This window comes from bacterium (assembly GCA_035281585.1).
Lineage (GTDB): Bacteria > UBA10199 > UBA10199 > DSSB01 > DSSB01 > DATEDP01.
The window spans coordinates 24,444-31,532 of sequence record DATEDP010000106.1 but is presented as its reverse complement, the minus strand read 5'-3'; the positions used below and the strand labels follow the sequence as shown (position 1 = coordinate 31,532).

At 60.1% G+C, this 7,089-nt stretch carries 6 protein-coding genes and 1 tRNA gene; 2 read left to right on the top strand and 5 right to left on the bottom strand.

Annotation, left to right across the window (positions count from 1 at the left end):
- Positions 1 to 831: 831 nt before the first annotated feature.
- Together VJR29_08615 and VJR29_08610 are read left to right on the top strand one after the other, a co-directional pair.
- Positions 832 to 912, top strand: a tRNA-Leu gene (locus VJR29_08615).
- A gap of 111 nt (positions 913 to 1,023) precedes the next feature.
- Positions 1,024 to 1,212 carry a hypothetical protein gene (locus tag VJR29_08610; protein ID HKY63466.1) on the top strand — a complete coding sequence of 63 codons (189 nt, stop codon included), beginning with the start codon at positions 1,024 to 1,026 and terminating at the stop codon, positions 1,210 to 1,212.
- On the opposite strand, the gene VJR29_08605 is transcribed toward VJR29_08610, so the two are convergent.
- From VJR29_08605 to aat, 5 genes are all read right to left on the bottom strand, one after another.
- Positions 1,209 to 1,910 (bottom strand): type II CAAX endopeptidase family protein, encoded by a 702-nt coding sequence (locus VJR29_08605; protein ID HKY63465.1) that lies wholly within the window; start codon positions 1,908 to 1,910, stop codon positions 1,209 to 1,211. The genes VJR29_08610 and VJR29_08605 overlap by 4 nt on opposite strands.
- Complete coding sequence (locus tag VJR29_08600) at positions 1,907 to 2,761, bottom strand: prolipoprotein diacylglyceryl transferase (GenBank protein HKY63464.1); 855 nt, start codon at positions 2,759 to 2,761, stop codon at positions 1,907 to 1,909. Before VJR29_08600 ends, VJR29_08605 begins: the two co-directional genes overlap by 4 nt.
- 17 nt (positions 2,762 to 2,778) lie before the next feature.
- On the bottom strand, positions 2,779 to 3,315 hold the full coding sequence (gene lspA, locus VJR29_08595) for a signal peptidase II (protein ID HKY63463.1): 537 nt from the start codon (positions 3,313 to 3,315) through the stop codon (positions 2,779 to 2,781).
- A gap of 131 nt (positions 3,316 to 3,446) precedes the next feature.
- A complete protein-coding gene (gene ileS, locus VJR29_08590) occupies positions 3,447 to 6,263 on the bottom strand; it encodes an isoleucine--tRNA ligase (GenBank protein HKY63462.1) in 2,817 nt (938 codons plus the stop codon).
- A 128-nt stretch (positions 6,264 to 6,391) separates the two neighbouring features.
- Positions 6,392 to 7,075, bottom strand: coding sequence for a leucyl/phenylalanyl-tRNA--protein transferase (gene aat, locus VJR29_08585; protein ID HKY63461.1), 684 nt, complete (start codon positions 7,073 to 7,075; stop codon positions 6,392 to 6,394).
- Between the last annotated feature and the right edge of the window lie 14 nt (positions 7,076 to 7,089).

The window sequence follows — 7,089 nt, the reverse complement described above, 5'->3', positions numbered from 1 at the left end:
CCCAATCATCAAGATGGGCTTGGAATTCTCCAGCGACGAGCGAGAGGGAATCCTCGCCGGGCCTTATCATCCGCGGTTTCGGGAGCTTGTTGGCTTGCGGTAGATCTCGGTGCGTTGCTTAGGTGTCCTTGCCCGGTCGGGGTCCGGGTGGGGATACCTCTCTCAGAATATCTGCCCGGTCGGGCTAGTCGGGTTAAAAAATCCGCTTCGCCATAAAACTTGGTGGCTTCCTTCGTCAGCCCCCAAGTTTTTGGCTCCGACGGATTTTTTAACCCTCCTACGCCCTCCCTCCTGCAGAAATATTCTGGGAGAGGCATCCCCACCCCGACCCCGACCTACCGCTGTGCTGCCCGCATGGCTCCCGCCCGCCCCCGTCATCCTGAGCGAAGCGAAGGATCTGCGACTGGCCAAGAAGCTTGGAACTCCAGCGCTCCTTCGTATCCTCGGAATTCCCATTACTGGACCGAAGTGAATAAGGCTCTTCAAAGATCCTTGGTGGGCCGCAGATCCTTCGCTTCGCTCAGGATGACCTTGGATCAGCACAGCGGTAGGTCGGGGAGCCCGGGGACTCCTCCGAACGGCTTTTGGGCCGTCGATCACCTTAAAGCATCCAATAGATATCGACGGACCAAGCTTTCCCCAAAGGCTTTAGCGAGCCCGGACTTGCTCCGGGCTCGCGAATTATCCGGCTTGAGGGCCGGGGAAAAAAAGTGAGGAGGATGTCCCCGGGCTCCCCGACCGGGCAAGAACACCTGAGCAACGCGCCAAGGTCCGCGCAGCTTGCAATTGACTTCCCCGGACCCTTTCGCATAGGTAGACTCCAAATTGAGCGCCGCGGTGGTGGAATGGCAGACACGCATGTTTGAGGTGCATGTGGAGAAATCCGTGGGAGTTCGAGTCTCCCCCGCGGCACAGTTTGAAAGCCCTGTCGCTTAGACAGGGCTTTTTTTTTGTCTTCAGCCGACCGGCCCTTTTGGTTACCATATTGGTAGGACGAATCTGGTTTTATTAGGAGGAGGTCCTATGCAGATCGAGCTGACGGCCAAGGAAAGACAATACTTGGAGAGCATGTTGATGCATCATCTCCGGGAATTGAGCCGGGAAATCAGCCACACCGACAGCCGCGACTTTCGCGAAAACTTGAAAGAGGAAGCGGAAGTCCTGCGAGTCTTGCAGACGAAGCTCGAGCGGGAAATGGCGCTTGCCCATTAACGGTAATTGAGCGCCACCCAAAAGCTGTAGACGTTGCAGAGGGCGTGGAACAGAGCGCCGGCCGTGATGGCGCCGGTCCGTTCCCGAAACCAGCCGAAGAGCAGGCCTGGGAAAAAGATCGCGAAGTGCCACCATTGAAGCATGATCATGCTGTGGGACAGGGCGAAAAGGAAGGCCGTGATCGGCAAGGCCTTGCCCACCGCCACTCCCAGCAGGCGCCAATTTCGTCCCCAAACCCGGTTGAGCTGGGTCTGCATATAGCCCCGATAGAAAAACTCCTCCGGAATCCCCACCAGTAAAAAGTGATAGAGGAAGGCTTTGCCCAGGCCTCGATAGTTTCCCCCGACATAATGGCGGTGAAAGGCCCAGTCCTGGAAAAAGCGATTGCCGAGCTCGATGAGCGGGAAAACGATCGCCGAAACCAGGAGGACCCAACCCAGGGACTTGAGGAGCTGGCCGAAGGACTTTTCGAAGAAGTCGATCCGATTCCCCGGCTTCCGCAGGACCAAGACCGGGACGTAGATCAACAGGATGCCGGTGAAGAGCATCAGGTTTTGGCGGAAAAAAGGGATGCGCTGCAGCTCGAAGAGGCCGCGGGTAGCCAGCATCGTGAAAAACCAGACCCAAAGAGTTTGGCGGAGGAGGCGCCGGCTGTCGAACTCAGGCTGGGCTGGGCTCGGGGCGAGCGGCGGGGTCATGGGGCCGGAGCCTCGGGGACCGTCGGAGCGGCCAGCGGCTTGCGCTTCCAGAGGTAGACATAGATCGCCAGGCAGCCGGAAAAGAAAAGGAAGCTCATGATCTGGGCGGTCGAAATCGTGTTGTTGAAGTAGACGCCGCGGTCGCTGTCGCCGCGGAACAGCTCGATGACGGTGCGGATCACCGCATAGAGCATCAAGTAGCTGAGCACGACCTGGCCTTTGAACTTCTTGTGGCGGTCGATCCAGTAACAGATCAGAAACATGACGATCGCGGCGATCATGCTCCAGATCTGGGTCGGCCAGAGCGGAACGCCGGGAAATTTATAGCCGGCATCGCCTTGACGGTTGTTGAAGACGATGTAGAGGAGCCATTCGGCGTGGCGGTGGGGGCTGGGCTTGCCGTAGCAGCAGCCGGCCAGGAGGCAGCCGAGCCGGGTGAAGAAATCGACGATCGGAAAGGCGAAAAGCGCCAAGAAGTCGAGGTAGACCAGGGTATCGAGCTTTCGCCACTTGAGGTAGGTGATCGTGCCGATGCCGATCCCGATGAAGGCGCCGTAGCTGACGAAACCGCCGCGCCAGATCTGCCACATGTGAGTCGGGTGCTCCCAATAGTAATTCGAATAGCCCGGCGAGGCGTAGTAAGGCCCCTCGACGAAAATGTGGAAGACCCGCATTCCCACCACCGCTCCGATCGTCGCGATGATTCCTAAATCCAAGGCCACCACCTGGGATAAGCCGCGGCGCGGCGCGAGCTTATAGATGACGGTTGTGGCGAGAAGCGAGGCCACCATCAGCATGAAGGCGAAGCTGGGGACCGCGAAATCGGGGCTGTAATAAAGGAAGGGTCGCATGGCCTTATAATGGTTCCTTAACGCTTATCCTTCACTTTGGAGTCGAGGAAAAGCACTTTTACCGCCAGAAAGATCGCCCCGCAGGTGATGGCGCTGTCGGCGACGTTGAAGGCCGGCCAGGCCAGCAGGAAACGAAAATGGCGGCCGAAAAGCTCGAAATCGGCGACCCGGTGCTGCCAATGGAAATAAAGGAAGTCGATGACTTCGCCGTGGACGAAGCGGTCGATGACGTTGCCCAAGGCGCCGCCCATGATCAAGGCCAGGGGGATCTGGGTCGCCCGCTCCGAGGCCGGGCTCTTGGCGTAGAGCCAGAGCAGGGCGGCGATGGCCACCGCGGTGACGAGAAAAAAGAACCACTGATGGCCTTGGCCCACCAGCCCGTCGAGCATGCTGAAGGCCACCCCCGGATTCCGAAAATGAACCAGGTCGAAATAGCCCGGCCAGACCGGCTGGGTGCCTTGGTGGGGGATGTTTTGCAGAATCCAACCCTTGGTCGCCTGATCGAGGGCGACGACGAGCGGGGGGATAATGAGAAGGGGAAGGTATTTACGCATTCTCTCTTTCCCTCCCCTTTGTAAGGGGAGGGTTAGGGAGGGGTAGAACGTATCGCGATATGCAAAATTTTTGCATATCGCCAACGCTCTGCCTCCCCCTCACCCCCTCCTTACAAAGGAGGGGGAAACGATTATTCAGCCAGCACTTTCGCGCAGCGGTCGCAGAGCGCCGGGTGGGCGGCGTTCTTGCCGACCGTGATCGAACGAGTCCAGCAGCGGGCGCACTTTTCGCCCTCGGCCCTGGTGATCTGGATCTTGAGGCCGTCGAGATTTTCGGCGGTCCAGTTCGGCTTTTCGACTTCGAAGACCACCACGACCTGGGAAACGATGAAACACTGGGCCCAGAAATTGGCATAATCCTGAAGGAATTTTTTCAGCTCGCCCTCGGCGCTCATCCGGACCTGGGCCTCCAGCGGATGGCCGATCACTTTTTCCTGCCGGGCCTTCTCCAGGGCCTTGAGGACTTCTTCCCGAACCTGCTCGATTTTCTCGAAGCGCTCGAGCAGCGGCGCGTCGATCAGCGCGGGATCGGCCTTGGGAAAATCGGCCAAAAAGATCGACTCGGGCTTGCCGCGGTGGGCCGGGGTGTGGCCGTGGACCTCGTCGGCGGTGAAGGAGAGGATCGGCGCCATCAGCCGGGTGATCGCGAGCAGGATCTCGAACAGCGTGCTTTGAGCCGAGCGCCGGTCGCGGCCGGTCTTCTTGGCGGTGTAGAGCCGGTCCTTCAGGATGTCGAGATAGAAGGCGCTCAAGATCACGGTGCAAAATTGGTTCAGCGAGTGATAGATGAGGTGAAACTCGTAATCCTCATAGGCCTGCTCGACCCGCTGGATGAAGTTCTGCAGGGTCGCCGCCGCCCAACGGTCGATCTCCGGCCGTTCGGCCACCGGCACCATGTCCTTGTCGGGGTCGAAGTCGAAAAGGTTGCCCAAGAGAAAGCGGCAGGTGTTGCGGATCTTGCGGTAGGTTTCGACCAGCCGGTCGAGGATCTCGGTCGAAAAGCGGATATCGTTGCGGTAGTCTTCGGCCGCGACCCAAAGCCGCAGGATCTCGGCGCCGAGCTGGTTCAGGATCTTCTCGGGCGAGGTGTAGTTCTTGGCCGACTTGGAGTATTTCCGGCCCTCGCCGTCGACGACGAAGCCGTGGGTCAGCACCGTCTTGTAAGGCGCGGCGTTGCGGGTGCCGATCGCGGTCAGCAGCGAGGAGTGGAACCAGCCGCGGTGCTGGTCGGTCCCTTCCAAGTAAAGATCGGCCGGCATTTGCAGGGTCGGCCGCTTCTCGAGCACCGCCGCATAAGACACGCCCGAATCGAACCAAACGTCGAGGATGTCTTTCTCCTTCTCGAAGGTCTTGCCGCCGCATTGGGGGCAGGCCGTGCCCGGCGGCAGCAATTCTTCTTCCGAATACTTGAAGTAAGCGTCGGCGCCCTCCTGCTCGAAGCGGTCGGCGATCCGCTCGATGATGTCCTGCCGGAGCAGCGATTCCTTGCAGGCGCTGCAGCGGAATCCCATGATCGGCACGCCCCAGCTTCGTTGGCGGCTGATGCACCAGTCGGGCCGGTTCTCGACCATGCCGTAAATCCGATCCCGGCCCCAGGGCGGAATCCATTGAGCGCGGCGGATCGCGTCGAGGGCCCGGCCCCGCAGGTCCTGGCCCGAAAGCGAGATGAAATACTGAGGGGTCGAGCGGAAGATCACCGGATTCTTGCAGCGCCAGCAGTGGGGATAGCTGTGCTTGGTCTCCTCGGTTTTGACCAGGGCCTTCCGCTCCTTCAGGATTTCGATGATCAGCGGGTTGGCCTGGAAGACCGATTGACCGACCAACTCGGGCACGCCGACTTCCTCGGTGAACTTCCCCTGGTTGTCGACCGGATTGAGGACCGGCAATCCGTAGCGCTGGCCGACCTCGTAGTCCTCCTGGCCGTGGCCCGGCGCAATGTGGACGATGCCGGTGCCGGCGTCGAGCGTGACGTGGTCGCTCAAGATGACCTTGGAGGTCCGGGAAAGAAAGGGGTGCTGGACGAGCAGGCCCTCGAGCTTCTTGGCCGGGATCCGGTCGATCAGCTTGTCTTCCTGGAAATTGAGCTGCTTGCGCACCTGGTCGAGCAGGCCCTCGGCCAGGATCCAAACCTCGCCGCCGACTTGGACCGCCACATAGGTGTAGCTCTTGTGGAGGGCGATGGCCAGGTTGGCCGGCAGGGTCCAGGGCGTGGTGGTCCAGATGATGAAGTTGACCTTCGTGCCGGCCAGCTGGGGGCTGGCTTCCTTCAGGTCGCCGATGCTCTCGAACTTCACGAAGATCGAGGGCGAGATGTGCTCATCGTATTCGACCTCGGCTTCGGCCAAAGCGGTCTGATCTTTGATGCACCAATGGACCGGCTTCTTGCCTTTGTAGACCAAGCCCTTGCCGACCAAGCGGCCCAGCTCGCGGGCGATGGTCGCTTCGTAGCCGTAGTCCATCGTCAGGTAAGGCTGATCCCAGCGGGCCAGGATGCCGAGGCGGCGGAACTCCTCGCGTTGGATGTCGACGAATTTGGCGGCATAATCCCGGCAGGCTTGCCGGATTTGGACCACATTCATCCCCGATTTTTTAGGGCCCAGCTCCTTGTCGACTTGGTGCTCGATCGGCAGGCCGTGGCAGTCCCAGCCCGGCACGAACTCGCTCTGAAATCCGGCCAGGGTCTTGTATTTCACCAAGATGTCCTTGAGCGTCTTGTTGAGGATGTGGCCGAAATGAATGTTGCCGTTGGCGTAGGGCGGGCCGTCGTGCAGGGTGAATTTGGGCCGGCCGGCGTTTTTGGCGATCCCTTTCTCGTAGACCCCTTGCTCCTTCCACCTCTTGAGGAATTCGGGTTCGCGTTGGGCCAAGTTGGCCTTCATCGGGAAATCGGTCTGGGGCAGGTGCAGCGTCGCTTTGTAATCGGGGCCCGGATCTTTGGGGTCGGTCATAAGGAGACCCGTTAAATCACGGGGTTTTAGGTGTGTCAATTCTTCACCCCCCTTTGAAAAAGGGGGGATGGGGGGATTTAAAGGCCATTGGGTGGTGAAAGCGGTGTTTTTGGAATGAAGCCGCCGCTTCAAATCCCCCCTGGCCCCCCTTTTTCAAAGGGGGGAAAAAGCGGCGGGGCGGCGAGCGCCGCGCTCAGCAGGGCCATGAACTCTTCGCGGGGGATTTCCCGGGCGCCCATTCGCTGGAGCAGCGGGGTCAGCATCTGAATGTCCATCCAGCGGGCGCCCCGGGCTTGGAGAGTTTCGACGGCGTAGAGCAGAGTGGCCTTGGAGGCGCCCGAAGATAGGAAGAACATGCTTTCACCGGCGAACATGCCGCCGATCGCCACGCCGTAGAGTCCCCCGACCAAGTCGCCGTCCGAGTCGTAACATTCGAAGCTATGGGCGAAACCGGCTTGGTGGAAGCGAAGATAGGCCTCGACGATCCAAGGGGTGATCCAGGTGCCGATGCTTTTTCGAGTCAGGCTGGCGGCGCAATGGACGATGACCGACTCGAAGTTCCGGTCGATGTCGAAGTAGAACTCCTTGCCGCCCAATTCCCGCCGCATCCGTTTGGGCACCCGCAGATCGCTGAACTTCAGCACCGCCCGTTGCGGTGGCGCGAACCAGAGCAGGGGATAGTCCTCGGTCGGCCAGGGGAAGACCCCGTTTTCATAGGCCAGTTTCAGCGAAGACACTTCCAAGTCGCCTCCGATGGCGAGCAGCCCTTCGGGGCTTGCCGTTTCCAAGGGTGGGAAGCGCAGGATGGTCATGGTCTTATAGTGGG